General features: G+C 66.0%; 13 protein-coding genes. 8 read left to right on the top strand and 5 right to left on the bottom strand.

Annotated elements, in window-relative coordinates; all coding sequences use genetic code 11:
* Window positions 1-9 precede the first annotated feature (9 nt).
* Both FHS74_RS19205 and FHS74_RS19200 read right to left on the bottom strand, forming a co-directional pair.
* Window positions 10-1830 (bottom strand): hydantoinase B/oxoprolinase family protein, encoded by a 1821-nt coding sequence (locus FHS74_RS19205; RefSeq protein WP_184803624.1) that lies wholly within the window; start codon window positions 1828-1830, stop codon window positions 10-12.
* Window positions 1831-1859: 29 nt separating this feature from the next.
* Complete coding sequence (locus tag FHS74_RS19200) at window positions 1860-2090, bottom strand: hypothetical protein (RefSeq protein WP_184803623.1); 231 nt, start codon at window positions 2088-2090, stop codon at window positions 1860-1862.
* 355 nt (window positions 2091-2445) lie between these two features.
* Between FHS74_RS19200 and FHS74_RS19195 the strand changes: the two genes are divergently transcribed.
* From FHS74_RS19195 to FHS74_RS19170, 6 genes are all read left to right on the top strand, one after another.
* The gene (locus FHS74_RS19195; protein ID WP_184803620.1) at window positions 2446-4524 is read left to right on the top strand and encodes a PQQ-dependent dehydrogenase, methanol/ethanol family; all 2079 of its coding nucleotides are present in this window, start codon (window positions 2446-2448) and stop codon (window positions 4522-4524) included.
* A 25-nt stretch (window positions 4525-4549) separates the two neighbouring features.
* Window positions 4550-4870, top strand: a complete 321-nt coding sequence (locus FHS74_RS19190; protein WP_184803618.1) for a hypothetical protein — start codon at window positions 4550-4552, stop codon at window positions 4868-4870.
* 36 nt (window positions 4871-4906) lie between these two features.
* A complete protein-coding gene (locus FHS74_RS19185) occupies window positions 4907-5392 on the top strand; it encodes a (2Fe-2S)-binding protein (RefSeq protein ID WP_184803616.1) in 486 nt (161 codons plus the stop codon).
* Window positions 5385-7652, top strand: a complete 2268-nt coding sequence (locus FHS74_RS19180) for a xanthine dehydrogenase family protein molybdopterin-binding subunit (RefSeq protein ID WP_184803614.1) — start codon at window positions 5385-5387, stop codon at window positions 7650-7652. The genes FHS74_RS19185 and FHS74_RS19180 overlap by 8 nt, the downstream gene beginning before the upstream one ends.
* 143 nt (window positions 7653-7795) lie before the next feature.
* The gene (locus FHS74_RS19175; protein WP_184803612.1) at window positions 7796-8110 is read left to right on the top strand and encodes a Rieske (2Fe-2S) protein; all 315 of its coding nucleotides are present in this window, start codon (window positions 7796-7798) and stop codon (window positions 8108-8110) included.
* Between the two features lie 143 nt (window positions 8111-8253).
* The gene (locus tag FHS74_RS19170; RefSeq protein WP_184803610.1) at window positions 8254-9240 is read left to right on the top strand and encodes a helix-turn-helix transcriptional regulator; all 987 of its coding nucleotides are present in this window, start codon (window positions 8254-8256) and stop codon (window positions 9238-9240) included.
* 61 nt (window positions 9241-9301) lie between these two features.
* On the opposite strand, the gene FHS74_RS19165 is transcribed toward FHS74_RS19170, so the two are convergent.
* The gene (locus FHS74_RS19165; protein ID WP_184803608.1) at window positions 9302-10060 is read right to left on the bottom strand and encodes a 2-oxo acid dehydrogenase subunit E2; all 759 of its coding nucleotides are present in this window, start codon (window positions 10058-10060) and stop codon (window positions 9302-9304) included.
* A gap of 106 nt (window positions 10061-10166) precedes the next feature.
* Entirely contained in the window at window positions 10167-12671 is a 2505-nt protein-coding gene (locus tag FHS74_RS19160; protein ID WP_184803606.1) for a TonB-dependent receptor, read from the bottom strand.
* Between the two features lie 381 nt (window positions 12672-13052).
* On the opposite strand from FHS74_RS19160, the gene FHS74_RS19155 reads away from it, so the two are divergent.
* On the top strand, window positions 13053-13370 hold the full coding sequence (locus FHS74_RS19155) for a 2Fe-2S iron-sulfur cluster-binding protein (protein ID WP_184803604.1): 318 nt from the start codon (window positions 13053-13055) through the stop codon (window positions 13368-13370).
* A 3-nt stretch (window positions 13371-13373) separates the two neighbouring features.
* Complete coding sequence (locus tag FHS74_RS19150; protein ID WP_184803602.1) at window positions 13374-14606, top strand: NAD(P)/FAD-dependent oxidoreductase; 1233 nt, start codon at window positions 13374-13376, stop codon at window positions 14604-14606.
* Here the strand turns inward: FHS74_RS19150 and FHS74_RS19145 are convergent.
* A complete protein-coding gene (locus FHS74_RS19145; protein ID WP_184803600.1) occupies window positions 14593-16236 on the bottom strand; it encodes an AMP-binding protein in 1644 nt (547 codons plus the stop codon). The genes FHS74_RS19150 and FHS74_RS19145 overlap by 14 nt on opposite strands.
* Window positions 16237-16445 lie beyond the last annotated feature (209 nt).

The following is a 16445-nucleotide window of genomic DNA, read 5'->3' as shown; positions in this document are numbered from 1 at the left end:
AATCCCCCTTCACGCCGCAACCGCACGCAGCGCGCGCATCCGGGCCCGCAGCACTTCGGTTGCGACGGCATCAACCGTCAGGTCATAGTCGTCAAGGCGGCCGGTCAGCACGACGCCGTACCGGTCCCGCGCCGCCTCCACGCTGACGTATTCATCCAGCACATCCTCCTTGACCGCCTCCGGATCGCGATCCAGGGCAAGGCCAAAACCGGCGCCACCGCCGTGCTGGTAGGCGATGACGGCGCCGGCCGGCAGTTGCGCCTGGGCCGTCCGCTCGATCTTGTATTCGCGCTCCGTCCCCACCTCGAACCGGTTGCTGTAGGGAATGGCATCATCACCGCCGCACACGCCGCGCAGCGGATGGTCGGCGGAGACCATCCAGGCCATCGCCATGGTCGGCACCAGGACCTGTTTGACGTTCAGGCTGCCGGGCGCACCGCGCCATTGCCCCGCGCCACCGCCATCGGTGGTCATCTCGCGGCCGATGTTGAGGATGGGGAAGCGCACTTCCGCGTCCTCGGCTTCAGACAGGATCAGATTACCCAGGCTGACGGGGCAGGATCCCCAGCCGTCTATCCCCTGGACGGCGGAGACATCCATGGAGCGGCAGTCGACGCCCTGGTCCATCCACATGCCGCCCTTGGCGTCGAAGCCGATGACCGCGTTCGGCATGCCGATCTTGTAGAGCTGCGGAGCGGAGCGCTCCGGCACCACTCGGGATAGGGCCAGGCAGACGGCTTCGGTGATCTCGCACGCCGGATGGAAGGAACCCAGGGCCGCGGGCTTGTTGGCGGGCGGCTGGGCGATGCAACCTTCGGGGATGACGATGTCAATGGCGTCGAACATGCCCTCGTTCTTCACGATGGTGGGATCGACGGCCGCGCATACTTGGATCATGACGTAAGAGCGGCTGTTGGCATAAGTGTTCCAGACACCCACCAGGTTGGGCCGGTCGTCCGTGCCGGTCAGGTCGACCGTCAGCTGGTCGCCCTTCACGGTGCAGGTGACATGCACCTTGACGTCCTTGGTGCCCACGGTGTCGTGATCGATCAGGACGGTGGCCTCGTAACTGCCGTCGGGCCACCGCGCCACCTCTTCCCGCACTCGCCGCTCCGTCTGCTCGATCGACAGGTTGATGGCCGCCTTGACCGTGTCGGAACCGTAGCGGCGGATGAGGGCCTGCAGCGAGCCCGCCGCCTTCTGCACCCCGCCGATCATCGCCGCCAGATCCCCGGCGAAGGTGGCGAAACGGTTGTTGCGTTCCACCATGCGGATCACGTCCATGCGCTTTTCGCCCCGATGCGCCAGCTTCAGGCAAGGAAACGAAACGCCCTCGGTGAATATGTCCGTGGCTTCCAGGGTGAAGCCGCCGGGGTCCTTGCCGCCGGTGTCGCCCTGATGGGCCTGCAGGCTCTGGAACAGGATCAGTTCGCCGTTATCATCGAACACGGGGGCATAGACGCAGTAGTCCGGCAGGTGCCCGCCCCCATGGTCCGGATCGTTGGACAGCAGCACGTCGCCCGGGCCGATGTCGTACTCCTTCAGGTTCATCAGGGCCCAGCGCACCATCATCTGGTTGACGAAGGTGAGGTGCGGCGTGCCGATGGACCCCATCGCCAGCCGGCCGTGCGCATCGACGATCGCCGCGTTGCGCTCATTCGACTGGTTGATGATGGGCGAGGACGCGGCCCGGCCCAGGTAGGTGGCGGCCTCGAAACACACGGTCTCGAAGGCGCCACGGATGATGGCGGCCGTCACCGGATCGACCGTCGCCGTGGTCGGAAGCGGTGGGCGCCGGGCGGCAAGCCTGCGATTCAGTTCATAGGACATGGGGGCGGCCTCATTCTCGGAACGTCTTGTCAATGTTCGGTGACGGGGGGAGCGATGACATGGGGGAGGACTGGCGTGGACGCCTTGTCCCCTTCCCGTCGCGGGGGGCGGCGGCTGGCCCCGTAGACCGTGACGGCCATGCCCACATCCAGCTGCTGACCTTCCAGCATCCGGTCCTCTTGCACCTGGATGTCCGGCGTGTCGCCGGCGGTGCCGGGCACGATCACTCCCGAACCGGCGCGCCCTGGGCCCTGGGGCATCCGTTCCTCCCATAACCCGTGTTCGCGAATTCCGCCTATTTGGTTAGGCGCCGCCGAACCGGCCCGCAAGCGCCGGGGAGCCAAGATGCAGTCCACGGCAATCCTGGATTCACCCCAGGCACAGCTGAGCCCGCGTGGGGATCGCGGCAGCGATATCGCCCGCCTTGGCTGGTCAAACATCCACTGGCGTTGACCGGACGGCGTGAGGCACTTATGATCCACTGTATATCATAAATGTGCTCGCGTTCCATCGACGGCCTATGCCCGGTGGTCGCATCGCCGACAAGGTGGGGTCGGTCCGCAATAACCGGCCCACACGGCGGGGGAAGGAAACCATGACCCGGAGTGAGCGACGGTGACCGGCCGCGCCTTGTTTTCCACGGCGTGCGCCGTGCTGCTTCTAGTCACCAGCCCGTCCGCGCGGAGCGCAACGGCGGACCAGGCCGGAGCGGGGGAGAACTGGACCACCCATGGCGGCGGCGCGGACGAAAGCGGCTACAGCCGCCTCACCGCCCTGACGGCCAAGAACGCGGGTCGGCTCGGGTTGGCCTGGTCTTTCGATCTGCCGGACGAGGTGACGCTGGAGGCGACGCCGCTGGCAGTCGACGGTGTGCTCTATTTCACGGGCAGCCGCTCGGCCGTCTACGCCGTTGATGGGATCAGCGGCCGGTTGGTCTGGAAGTATGATCCCGAGATATGGCGGGTGAACCCGGCCAAGCTGGGCCAGGCCCTTAGCGTCAACCGCGGCGTCGCCTATGACAACGGCAAAGTGTTCGTCGGCGTCCTGGACGGCCGCCTGGTGGCCCTGGACGCGAAAAGCGGCCGGACACTGTGGACCGTCAACACGCTGCCACCCAACACGCTGCACACCATCACCGGGGCGCCGCGCACCTTCAACGGCAAGGTGATCATCGGCAACGGCGGCGCCGACGCCAACGCGCGCGGTTTCGTCTCCGCCTACGACCAGGTCACGGGCGCCTTGGCATGGCGGTTTTACGTGACGCCAGGAAAGCCGGAGGACAACGCCGGCGACCCGGTCATGGAAATGGCGGCGAAGTCCTGGGGGGGCGACTATTGGAAAGTAGGCGGCGGCGGGGGCACCGTGTGGAACGGCATCACCTTCGACCGTGAGCTGAACCGCATTTATCTCGGCACCGGCAACGGCGGCCCCTATGATCCCCGGCAGCGCAGCCCTGGCGGCGGGGACAACCTGTTCCTGGCCTCCATCGTGGCGCTGGACGCCGACACCGGGAAATACCTCTGGCACTATCAGGAGAACCCGGGCGAAAGCTGGGACTACAAGGCCACCGCCAACATGATCATGGCGACCCTGCCCATCGAGGGCAAGCCGCGCAAGGTCCTGATGCAGGCGCCCACCAATGGCTTCTTCTATGTGCTGGACCGGGAAACGGGAAAGCTGATCTCCGCCGACAAGATCGGCAAAGTCACCTGGGCCGACCATATCGATCTCGCCACCGGGCGGCCGGTGGAGGCGCCGAACATCCGGTATGAGACCGGCGAGAGCATCATGTACCCCAGCATGCTGGGGGCCCATAACTGGCAGGACATGGCCTACAGCCCGGCCGCCGGCCTGGTCTACATCCCCTACATGCAGATGGGGGCCCGCTATTCCACCCATCCTCAACCGTCGGACATTCCCATAAGCGGCGTCGCCATCACGCCCCATCTGGCCGACAAGGACGACGGCAAGGGCGCGCTGCTGGCCTGGGATCCTGTGGCGCGGACGGCCCGCTGGAAGGTGGCGCATCCCACCATCTGGAACGGCGGCACCTTGGCCACCGCAGGGGGCCTGGTCTTTCAGGGCACGGCCGACGGCTGGTTCAGCGCTTATGACGCCCGGACGGGCGACCGCTTGTGGAGCTTCGACGCCGGCCTGGGCATCGTCGGCGCCCCCATCAGTTATGCCGCCCGCGGTCGGCAATATGTATCGATCCTGGTGGGGTATGGCGGAACCACCGCCGCCGTCTCCAGCGTCCTCAACGTCGGCTGGAAATACGGCGCCCAGACCCGCCGGCTGTTGACCTTCGCGCTGGATGGGCGGAAGCGGCTGCCGCCGTCACTGGCGCCCGACATGGTGGTCCACGCCGTCGACGACCCCACCCTGGTCATCACCGACAAGGCGGTGGCCAAGGGCCATGCCCTGTCCATCATGTGCCTGGCCTGCCATGGCATGAACATGCAGGGCGCCGGCTCACCCGCACCTGACCTACGGGAATCCGCCATTGCCCTGTCGGAGGACGCGTTCTGGAACGTCGTGCACGATGGCGCGCTGCTGGAACGCGGCATGCCAGCCTTTCCCTCCCTGACCCGGGATCAGGTCCGTTCCCTGCGGGCCTATATCCGCGCCGCCGCGCGCGACGCGCTGAGTAGCCAAGCATCCACCCCACTCACCGGCACCCCCGCCCTTCCATGACCCACAGCCCCCGAAAGGAAGCATCATGAAGACGTCCCTATTCGCCGCGATGGTCGCCGCCGCCCTGCTGATGGCCGGTGCCGCCGGCGCCGCCCCGGCCACCACCACCACGGCTGCCGCCCCCGCCTACTCGACCTCGGAAACCGATATCGGCACCCTGCTGGACAACGCGCAGACCAAGGCCGTGCTGGTGAAGTTCATTCCCGACACCGTGGCCAATCCGCAGTTCGAGCAGGCCCGGGCCATGACCCTGAAGCAGGTCCAGGCCTATGCCCCGGACAAGTTCTCGGACGATCTGCTGGTCAAGATCGACGCTGAATTGGCAAAGGTGACGCCCAAACCCTGAACGCATGCACCCACCCTGATCGAGAAAGGGGCCGGAATGACCGTCATAAGGTTTCGCGTGAACGGCACGGCACGCACGCTGGATGCCCATCCATCGACGCCACTGCTCTGGGTTCTGCGCGATCATCTCGGCCTCACCGGCACCAAATACGGTTGCGGCATTGCCCAGTGCGGCGCCTGCACAGTGCACCTCAACGGGCAGGCGGTGCGGTCCTGCCAGGTGCCTCTGGAAACGCTGCGGGGCGCCGACGTGGTCACCATCGAGGGGCTTTCCCGCGATGGTGACCACGTCCTGCAGAAGCTGTGGGCCGAGATGAACGTGCCCCAGTGTGGCTATTGCCAAGCCGGAATGCTGATGACGGCGGCCGGCCTGCTGAAGACCTCGCCCCACCCGACGGACGCCGAGATCGACAATGCCCTGTCGAACATCTGCCGCTGCGGCACCTATCCCCGCGTGCGGGCGGCGCTGCGGCGGGCGGCCCAGCAGCCGCCGGGAACCGGCGGGAAGGTGAGCCATGGCTGATACCGCGCCTGACACGGCAATGGGGGCGGCGCTCAGCCTCAGCCGCCGCGCCTTTCTTCTGTCCGTGTCCGCCACGGCGGGCGGCATGGCGCTCGGCATCATGCCCCCCGCCGCCAGCGGCGCCGATGGCGCGGGGGCCGAGTTCTCCGCCTGGGTGGTGATCGGCCGCGACGATACCGTCATCATCCGTGTGCCGACACCGGAAATCGGCAACGGCGCCATGACCCAGGTCGCCATGAATGTGACCGAAGAACTGGCCTGCGCCTGGTCCCGGGTCAGGGTCGAGTTCGGCGCCATCCATCGGGACTATCTGGAAAAGGGGGTTTACAGTGCCGGCTTCCTGCCTTTCTTCGCCGGGCACGGGACGGACCGCCAGCGCATGAAGCGAGCGCTGCAACTGGGCGCCAGCGCGCGGGAACGGCTGAAGGTCGCCGCCGCCACCCGCTGGAAAGCCGCTGCGGCCGACATCGATGCCCAGGACGGCGTGCTGACCCATAAGCCGACCGGCCGCCGGCTGCGCTACGGCCAAGTGGCGGCGGAGGCCGCCAGGGTCGAACTGGCGGTCGAGCCGACCCTGAAACCCGAGAGCGACTGGACCTTCCTGGGCAAGGCGTCGCCGGCCAAGCTGAACACCCCTGACATCGTAACGGGCCGTCTGGTGTTCGGCATCGACGTCCGGCAGCCGGGCATGGTGCACGCCGCCCTGCGGCAACCACCGGTGCACGGCGGCAAAGTAAAAAGCGTCGACGCCGACGCCGTGCGCGGCATGCCGGGCGTGCGCGCCGTGGTGATCATCGATCCGGCCAACACCAAGGGGGCGCCGATCAGGCCGAAGGCCACCTTCACCCTGGGTGACACCACGGCGCAATGGGGCGTTGCCGTGATCGCCGATCATTACTGGCAGGCGAAGATGGCCCTGGACGCCCTGCCCGTAGACTGGGACGCCAATCCCGCCGCCGCCGCCTTCGCGACGGTGGAGCATATCCGTGCGGCGGTCGACGCCCGCCTGGACAAGGCGGAGGGCCGCGTCCTGCGCAAAGCCGGCGATGTGGCGGCCACCAGCGGCGCCCGCGTGGTCGACGGCGTCTACGCCACGCCCTATTGCGAAAACGCCGCGATGGAGCCACTGAACGCCACGGCGCTGGTGACGGCCGACGGCGCGGAAGTGTGGTGCCCGACGCAGGACCAGCAGCAGGCCTATTGGGTGGTGATCGATGAGACCGGCCTGCCGCCGGAAAGCGTCAAGCTGCATCAGACCTTCGTCGGCGGCGGCTTCGGCCGGCGGACCCAGGCCGACGACGTGCGCATGGCCGTGGCGGTGGCCAAGGCCTATCCGGGCGTGCCGGTGAAGACCATCTGGTCCCGTGAGGAATGCTTCCGCCAAGGCCGCTATCGCACGCCCATCACCAGCCGCTTCCGGGCGGTGCTGGATGACGGCACCGGCCTTCCGGCGGCGGTGGAAGCGGAGGCCTGCTTCACCGGAAGTCGCCCGACCTTCCACCTGACCATGGGCTTCGATGATGTGCCGTATTTCACCAGCGGCATCGTGCCCAACGTGCTGATCCGATCCAGCGCGCAGCCCGTTCACGTGCTGAACGGGGCTTGGCGTGGCCCCTGCTACAACTCACACGCCTTCATCGTGGAGACCTTCATCGACGAATGCGCCCACGCGGCGGGCGCCGATCCGCTGGACTATCGGCTGCGGCTGGTGAACACGTGGGACCAGTCCTGGAGCGACTGTCTGCGCACCGCCGCCCGGCACGCCGGCTGGGGGCGTCAGCTGCCGCGCGGCGAAGGCCTGGGCATCGCCATTTCCGGTTGGCCCCAGGCGGCGGTGCACGCCATGGGCACCATTGTCTGCACCGTCGCGCATGTCGCAGTCAGCCCGGCGGGCGAGATCCGGGTGAAGAAGATCGATGTCGCTTTCGACTGCGGCCGGGTGGCCAATCGCGACGCCGTCGCCGCGCAGCTGGAGGGGGGCACACTGTTCGGCCTGAACGCCGCCCTGCAGGAGGAACTGACGCTGGTGGACGGCGCCGTCGTGGAGGCCAACTTCGACCAGTACCCCATGCTCCGCCTGGCCGACACGCCGCCCATCGACATCCATTTCGACGCCTTGTCTGGCCATTCCCGGATGGACATCGTCGGAGAAGCGCCGGTGGGCCCGGTCAGCGCCGCGGTGGGCAACGCGATCTTCAGCGCCATCGGCAAGCGGGTACGCGGCACCCCGTTCAGCAGGCATGATCTGCGCTGGATCTGAGCCCTCTTGCTGAGAGTCCCCCAACCAAGCCAGACAAGATCGATCACGCGTACCGTCATTCGCGGGCCGGCGCCTGGATGCTATTCAAAATCACAGGCGCCCGTCCCGGGCGCCGGTGTGCCGGGAGGCAGAAAAAGACCGTCATGACTTCGGAAAGCTTTGTGCGCGCCTTGCCCGCGGACGAGGTGCCCCACGGCGCCAAGAAAGCGGTGGAGATCAACGGAAAATCCATCCTGATCTGTAACTGGAATGGCCAGTTGCATGCCGTTTCCAACATCTGCTCGCACGCGGACGAGAAACTGGAATGCGGACGCCTGGGGAACGGCTGGATCGCCTGCCCCGTCCATGGCGCCCGGTTCGACTTGGCCACCGGCAAGGCCAAGAACCCGCCAGCCAAACAACCCATCCAGGTCTACGCCGCCCGCATCGTCGACGCCTGGATCGAGGTCGATGCCTGATAGTGGGGACGGGTGGCTGTTGACACCCGGTACATATCGCTCAAGCGATTCCACGTTTCTGGACCTGCGATCCAGCTTGTCCGTGAAAGCCATCCTCCTATGATGGGGATCGCCGTAAAGGCTCCCGCAGAAGAAAGGGTAGGATGATGCCCGTCTTGGCTTTCGACATGAATACGGCCAACCATGAAATTCGTCGGCATGAGTTCAGAGGAAAGAACAACGCCGATTATTACGAAGGCGACCTCAAGCCTTTGTCGACACGGGAAGTCGACATGCGCATCGAAAAAAGCGTGGCGGGCGAATACGGCATCTACAAGCTGACCTCCCGCTCCGGCCTCGCTTTCCGCCGATCCTGGTCGCACATCCGCAGTGACAAGACCAACGTGACCGTCTTCTGGTTCGTGCGTCGCGGGCAGGTCATCATCTCCTACCCCGGCGCCAAGCACACCATCAATCCAGATGAATGCACCATCACCCGGTCCTGCCGCCCGTTCTACATGGAGCTGATGCCCGACCAAGGCGGCTGTCTGGAGGTGATGCATGTGGTGGTGCCCGCGCACCGCCTGTACGCCATCATCCCCGACGCGCTGGAGGCCGGAAAGCCCTTTCCCACCTTCAAAGGCGACCTTTTCCTGGCCGAACGGATATTCACCCTGCTGTTTGAGGGCGGCGACCAGATCGACACCGACATCGCCGAACAGCTGGTCCAGCCCCTGCTGACCGGCCTTGGCCGATCGATAGCGCGGGAGGCCGGCGACCTGGGCCACCGTAGCTCCATCGTGGAACGGCGGCTGTCCGACATCACCCTCTACATCAGCCAGCACTTCGCCAACCCGGATCTGAACGCCAAAATGGTCGCGGACCGTTGCGGCATCTCTCTGCGGTATTTCTGCCAGATCCTGAAGAAGAACGGGCTGTCCTTCTCCAACCTCGTCTGGGAGAGGCGGGTGGAAATGGCTCAGGCCTGGCTCCGGGATCCCGCGATGAAGCAGCACCTCGTCTGCGAGATCGCCTACCAGGTCGGCTTCAAGAGCAGCGCCCATTTCAGCCGCATGTTCAAGACCAAGTTCGGCGTGGCGCCGAAGGAATATCGCGAACGCGAACAGGAATTGGCCGCCAAGGTTGCCTGACGCCGTCAGCTCATCGTCACCCGGTCAACAGCCACCCACAATTTCCTTGTCTTCACCAACCTCATGAAAACTCGGGCGCGGCCATCAGCGTGTTGGCGACATGGCGGGTGAAGCGGGCCGCGTCCGCGCCATTGATCACGCGGTGGTCGTAACTGAGCGACAGCGGCAGCATCCGCCGCCAGATCACCGCCCCCCCCTCACCGGGCGCGGGGCGGTCGATGAGGCGGGTCAGGCCCAGGATCGCGACCTCGGGCGCGTTGATGATGGGCGTGAAGGTGGTGCCGCCGATATGCCCCAACGATGTGACGGTGAAACAGCCGCCAGACATGTCGGCCATCGGCAGGCCCTTGGTCCGGGCCCGCTCGGACAGGGTGGACAGTTCCGCCGCGATCTCGGTCACCGGCTTGCGATCACAATCCCGGATCACGGGGACGAAAAGACCGCCGGGGGTGTCGACGGCGACGCCGATGTGCACATATTTCTTGAAAATCAGCGCCTTGCCACCGTTCTCTATTGAGGCGTTGAACTGGGGGTGCGCGGCAAGCGCCGCCGCGACCGCCTTGATCAGCGGCACCAGCAAGGTCAACTTGCGATCGGGATGGTCCCGGTTCCAGGATGTGCGCGCCGCCTCCAGCGCCGTCACATCGGCCTCGTCATTGTGGGTGACGTGGGGTATCGCAACCCAATTCCGCGCCAGGAAGCCACCAGTCAGTTGCTGGACGCGGCTGAGCGGCCGGCGTTCCACAGGACCGAACGCGGCATGGTCCACCTCGGGCCATGGGGGCAGCCCGTCCAGCAAGCCGGTTCTGTTCTCGCCCATCACCCCTATCCTTTCCCAACGCGCCGCCCATCCTGGCGGTATTCCGAAAAAGGCCGGCCAACAGTGCTGGCCGGCCCCCTGTCGTGAAGCGTCCTTAAGCCGCCGGTCAGCGCGAACCGAACGAATACCGGAGGCTGAAGCCGAACACGCGAGGCACCGTCGTGGTGATGCCGGTATAGGACCCATTCGCCGCCGCCGCTGTGGAGGTTAAGTTGGAAACGTTGACCACCTGGTAGGCCGTCGACAGCTGGCCGTTGCTGCGGGTCAGCACCTTCTCCACCCCGGTCAGGTTCTTCGCGAACAAAGACAGCTCCCAGGCGCTGTCGGGCGCGCGGACGCCGAAATAAAGATCCAGCAGCGCATAGGAGCCCAGATCGTCATAACTGTTGGTCGGATCGTTCTGCGATTCACCTTTCCAGCTCAGCAGGCCGCGTACGAAGCCTTGGACGTTGTTGCCGAGCGACTGCGAATACTCCGACTGGAGCGTGCCGCTCCAGGGCGAGGAGGACGAGGAACGGTAGTTGACCTTGCACGAGGAGAGGTTGTTGGCCCCCACCACGGCCCGCAGCTGGGCCAACGTCGGCGCCGCTGTCAGGTTCGTGTCCGGGACTCCGTCACCGTTCAGGTCGTTACACGGCACGACGCCGTTCTGGATCCGGCCATCGGCGTAGTTCAGCGTGCCGGCCAGGAACCAGTTCGGGACGGGGCGATAGGCCAGTTCGGCCTCGACACCATAAACCCGAACCGGCACCGCGCCGGCGAAGTTGAACTGCGACACGTTCTGCACCAGCGCGTTCGAGACGTAGCTGGTATTGATGAAGTACACGCCGTTCCCACCCACCCGGTACGGGTAGTTGTCGAAGTCCTGCAGATAGGCGGCCAGGTTCAGCGTGACCTTCTTGTCGAACCATTCGGATTTCAAGCCGGCCTCATAGGAGGTCGACGTCTCGGGTTTCAGGCTGATGAAGCTCTGTTCCAGCGGCGAAGCGGCGAGATTGAAGTCGCCCACCACGAAGGCGCCGGGACGCCAGGAAGTGCCCACGCTGAGATAGCCCATCAGGTTCTCATCGAAGCGCTGTTTCAGGGAGGCGTTGAAGATGGCGTGGGTATAGTCGGCGTCACGCGTCGCGTAGGGGATTTGCGTGCCGTCCACGGCCAGGGACGAAACATCCTTGTACTGGATGAGGCGGGCGCCGCCGGCCAGTTCCGTGTTGTCCCATAAGTAGGCGGTGAGGTTGCCGTAGAATGAGGTTTCCTCGGTCCGGTCGCGGCTGGCCACTTCGGTGGTGTGCACCATCGAGCCGACGTTCGCGAAATACGGGCTGCCGGCGATAGGATAATAGCCCAGCACCAGCGGGGTATCGCGCGCGACGTCGTTGGGCGTCCGGCTTGTGCGTGTAAAGAAGCCGGCGACATAGTCGAACATGCCGAAGAGGCGTTCCTCGTTCTGTAGGCGCACCTCGTGGCTGGCGTTCTTCTGCTGGGCGTGAACACGTTGGCCGAAGGTCAAATCGGACACCGGCGCGCTATTGACCCCCAGGACGTTCTTGCCGTCGAAAAAGTTCGCGGAATCCCCATTCTCAAAATTATAGAGGTTCTGCTGCATCCAGGAACCGACGTACGTCAGCGTCTGGTCCAGCGCGTGCGCGGTCGCCTGCCAGGTGAAGATGTTGTTGTCCTGCGTCACATCGAAGGGCGCGTCGTAGATCGACTTACGATCGGCGGCGGTGATGAGCACCGGGCTGGCGGCCGCTGTCGACGAGCTTTGACTGAAGGACTCCACCTGCTGGAAGTCGATGGCATGGCTCCAGAGACGCTCATAGGTCGCGTCCAGTTCCAGGAAGTCCGTCGGCGCCGCGGCGATGCTGATGCGGCCGCTCTTGGTCCGGGACTTGGGCTTGGCGCTGTTGTCGAGGCTGGTGACGCTGTTGGCGTCGTTGTCGTCATAGGCGGCGGCGACACGCACGGCCAACTTGTCGGGAATGATGGGAACGTTCAGGGCGCCCTGCCGGTTGAAGCCACCTTCCGTGTTCACCGTCAGGTTCGCATAGCCACCGAATTCCGACAGGTCGGGCTTGTGGGTCGCGATGGTGATGGAGCCGGAGGGCGAGGCCCGGCCGCGTAAGGTCCCCTGGGGACCGCGCAGAACCTCCACCTGAGCCACGTCGTACAGGGAGGCGAAGATGATGGTCGATGAAATCGGCGCGTCGTTCAAATAGAACTCGACCGTCGCGTTGTTCGCGCTAGCCACCACGTCGAAGTCGACACCGCGCATCGTGGCCGCGGCGCCGTAGCCGTTGATGTTCTGCGACATCGTCAGGCCGGGGACGATCTTCTGGACGTCACTGAGATTGGTCACGTTGTACTTTTCAATGGTGTCGACCGTCAGGGCCTGAACGGACAGCGGCACATCCTCAAGGGATTCGAACTTGCGCCGGGCGGTCACCACGATCTCATCGATCTGGTAGGGCCCCTCGGCGGCTTGCGCCTGCGGTTGAGGCGCGGTCGCGGCCTGCGGCGACTGCGGATCATCCGCGGCCCGCGCACTGTTGGCGCAAAGAAGTGCCACCAAACTGACACCGATGCAGGTCCGCCCGAGTTGCCGTTTCATCCCACTTCCCTCCCTCACCGACGGTCATTCTTTGTGAAACCGTATGCGGCGCTCTTGTTGATTATGGAGGAAGACTTGGCCGGCCAATTGGTTTCGGTCAAACCCATTTGCCGTTCCGATTGTTACTTCCGGGCGATATCGCGGCCGCGATTTCGGCCCGATAATCGCCTCGCTCAAACAGGGTCAAGCCGACGTGCACACCCAATGATGGTGACGGTTCCGGCGACATATCGCCGGCCCGATATGTCGGTCCGGACCCGCCGCACCCACCGGACCATACCGTGCCGTGGGACCAGGACGATGCTAGAAGTTCCGTTAGGATGGCGCGACGGGGGGGCCTGTTGCCGACTATGGCTCGTCGCCGAAGATGGAGAGTGCAGATTGCCGACGCTGATCGTCACGACGCTGGATGGAACGGAGCATCGCGTGGAAGGCGTGACCGGCCGGCCGGTCATGGAAATCATTCGGGACAACGGGTTCACGGACATGCTGGCCCTGTGCGGCGGGGCACGGTCCTGCGCCACCTGTCATGTCTATGTCGGCCCCGACCAGTTGGCGCTTCTGCCCGACATGTCGGAGGATGAGAATGAGCTTCTGGACAGTTCCAGCCACCGGAAAATCAATTCGCGGCTGTCCTGCCAGATCGTCTTCAATGGCGCGTTGGATGGACTGCACGTGACGATCGCGCCGGAGGATTGAGGGATGCCCCGCGCCTATGACGTCGTGATCGTCGGTGGTGGGCACGGCGGCGCCCAGGCCGCCGCCCTGCTGCGCCAGTCGGGCTTCGAAGGGACGGTCGCCATCATCGGCGACGAACCGGAGCCGCCCTATGAGCGGCCCCCCCTGTCCAAGGAATACCTCGCGGGCGAGAAGCCGTTCGACCGCATCCTCCTCCGACCACGGGTTTTCTGGAGCGACCGGGGGATCGAGCTCTTGACCGGCACCCGGGTGACCGCGATCGACCCCCTCACGCGAACCGTGGCGGCGAACGGCGACACCATCGGCTATGGCCATCTGATCTGGGCCGCCGGGGGGCAACCACGCCGGCTCAGTTGCGAAGGTCACGCCCTTGCCGGTGTCCTCACCGTGCGCACCAAGGCGGACGCGGACGCCATGAAGGCGGCCATGGACAGGGTGGACGCCGCCGTGGTTGTGGGCGGCGGCTACATCGGCCTGGAGGCCGCCGCCGTCCTGTCCAAGTTCGGCAAGAAAGTCACCGTGCTGGAGGCGCAGTCCCGCGTCCTGGCCCGCGTCGCCGGCGAACCGCTGTCACGCTTCTATGAGGCGGAACACCGGGCCCATGGCGTGGACATCCGGTTGAACGCGCAGTTGCGACGCATCCTGGGTACCGACGGCTCGGTCAGCGGCGCCCAGCTGGCGGACGGCGAGGTCATCCCCTGCCAGCTGGTGGTGGTGGGCATCGGCATCCTGCCGTCGGTCGCCCCCCTGATCGCCGCCGGTGCCGCCGGCACGAACGGCGTGGATGTCGACGCCTATTGCCGGACGTCCCTCCCGGACGTCTACGCCATCGGCGACTGCGCCGCCCATGTGAACATGTACATGGACGGCCAGAGGATCCGGCTGGAGTCCGTCCAGAATGCCAACGACCAGGCGGCAACCGCCGTGAAAGCCATCCTCGGCACCCCCGCCCCCTACACCGCCACGCCCTGGTTCTGGTCCAACCAGTACGATCTGCGCCTGCAGACCCTGGGTCTGTCGACCGGCCACGATGATTTCGTCATCCGGGGAGATCCCGCCACGCGCAGCTTTTCCGTCATCTATTTCCGCGGCGGCCGCATCGTCGCCCTGGACTGCGTCAACGCCACTCGCGACTACGTCCAGGGCCGCAAACTGGTCGAGGCCGGGGCGACCGTGGACCGGGCCCGGATAGCCGACACGACCAACGCGCTGAAGGACCTGCTCACCGCGGCGTGACGGTTTCCATCAGCACGTCGCGTATCGTCTGCTTCAGCACCTTGCCGACCTCGTTCCTGGGCAGGGCGTCCCAGACCACGACCCGCTCGGGAATCTTGAACCGCGCCACGCCGCGCGCTTCAAGGAAGGCGCGCAGACTGGCGACGTCCGGGCCGGGCGCCCACGCCGGAACGACCACGGCGCAGGCGCGCTCCCCGGTCCGGGGATCGGGCAGGCCGACGATGGCGATTTCCCGGACCATCGGGTGGCCCGCCAGCAAATCCTCCACATCCTTGGCTGAAATGTTTTCGCCATTGCGGATGATGATGTCCTTGATCCGGCCGGTGATGACCAGATAGCCACCAGGAATGCGGCGGGCCAAGTCCCCCGTTCGGAAATAACCGTCATCGTCGAAGGCGCCGTCCTCATCGTCTGCGCGGTGATATCCCACCAGCATCTGCGGGCCACGAGCGCGAACCTCGCCCACCTCACCGGCGGACTGGCCGTCGTGGGCATACAAGCGCACGTCCGCGATACCGGCGCGGCCGTCCGTATCGGCGGCATGGGACAGGTCGCCGCGGGCCGTCGCACCCACCGTGGTCACCGGCACCTCGGTCGAGCCATAGACCCGCGTCACCATCGCGGAGCGGAACTGGTCGGCCGCGGCGCGGATCAGCGCGGGAGGAACAGCCGCGCCACCGCAGATGAAAACCTTGAGATGCGGCAACACCTCTCCCGCACGGCGGGCCGCAGCCACCAAATGGTCCAGGAAGGGCGTGGCGCCGGCCATGTGGGTGCAGCCTTCCGCCCGCATCAGGCCCAAGGCGGCGTCCCCGTCCCATTGGTCCATCAATACCGCCCGCGTCCCCAGCAGCAACGGGCACTCGAAGGCGTAGATGGAACCGCCGATATGGCTGATGGGCGAGGGAACCAGGAAAGTGTCCCCGGCCTCCACCCGCCAGTGCCGGCCGATCTGGCGGATCAGGGCGTGGATGGAGTTGTGGCTGTGCATCACGCCCTTGGGCCGGCCGGTCGTGCCCGAGGTGTACAGGATCATGCGCACGGCGTCGGGGTCGAGACGCGGAAACGACCGCTGGCCGACCGTGGTCAGCAGGGACTGATATGGCGTGTGTCCGCCGGCGTCGCCCCGCAGGACGACCACCTCCGGTGGCTTGGGTAGCGCGGACGCGACCCGGGCCAGCATGGCGCGGTAGTCGAAATCCCGAAGCCGCGCGGGAATGAAGACAAGGCGGCTTTCGGAATCCCGCAGCAGGAAGGAAAGATCGGCATCGCGCAGGGCGGGCGGCAGGGGATGGGCCACCATCCCGGCCAAGGTGATGCCCAGGTAGATGGCGGCGGCCTCGTGCCAGTTGGGCAGCATGAACGACACCACCTGGCCAGGCGGAAAGCGATCCATCAGGGCCGCCGCCACCCGCGCCGCGTGGTCGTGCAGCGTCCGGATGTCCAGGCGCGTCTGGCCATCAACGACCACGACGCGATCCGGCATCGCATCCAGGGCCCGCGCCAAGGCGTCGGCCAGGGTGTCGCGGCACCACCACCCCTGGGCATAGGCGTCGGCGGCCATGGCCGCGTTCCACCGGATGGAACGGCCGGCGATCTCCCGGCGCTGATGGCCCGTCGGCAGCGTCATGGCGGCCCCCTTTTGCTTCTCCGCTTCAGGGAATAGGGGCCGGACGCCCGCGCCACAAGCGCCGAGCCGGGCCCCGGACGCCGATATCGCCGGCAGGATGACGCCTGTCGCCCGGCGTCAACATTATGTCGTGGTTCCCGCCGCCCCGCCCTTCTACTGGTTCAGGAACACGGCTTCCCAGAGCACGGGAACCGGGCCGCGCAGGGCCA

Source organism: Nitrospirillum iridis (assembly GCF_014205765.1).
GTDB lineage: Bacteria > Pseudomonadota > Alphaproteobacteria > Azospirillales > Azospirillaceae > Nitrospirillum > Nitrospirillum iridis.
This window is presented reverse-complemented; position numbering and strand designations above follow the sequence as displayed.